The organism is Escherichia sp. AM3 (assembly GCF_032029835.1).
Classification (GTDB): Bacteria; Pseudomonadota; Gammaproteobacteria; order Enterobacterales; family Enterobacteriaceae; genus Escherichia; species Escherichia coli.
In genome coordinates this window covers 1-235 of the sequence record NZ_JAVUPQ010001315.1, presented here as the reverse complement: position 1 = coordinate 235, position 235 = coordinate 1, and the positions used below count along the sequence as shown (strand labels likewise).

Genomic DNA, 235 nt, shown 5'->3' with positions numbered 1-235 from the left:
CATTTCTGTTTCCACATTGCATCGCCGTCTGGCAAGCGAGGGAGTAAGTTTTAAAAGTATATTGGACGACGTGAGTTTAAATAATGCGTTGTCTGCTATAAAAACGACAGTAAAACCCATCAGCGAGATTGCCAGGGAAAATGGTTACAAGTGTCCTTCTCGTTTTACTTAAAGGTTCCATAATCGTTTTAAGATAACACCAAGAGAGCTAAGAAAAGCGTCCAGAGAGTAAAAG

General features: G+C 40.0%; 1 protein-coding gene. It reads left to right on the top strand.

Going from position 1 to position 235, the window contains the following annotated elements:
• Positions 1–172, top strand: a 172-nt coding sequence (locus RTW80_RS30855) for a helix-turn-helix domain-containing protein (RefSeq protein WP_409415351.1), incomplete at its 5' end; no start/stop codon positions are given.
• Positions 173–235 lie beyond the last annotated feature (63 nt).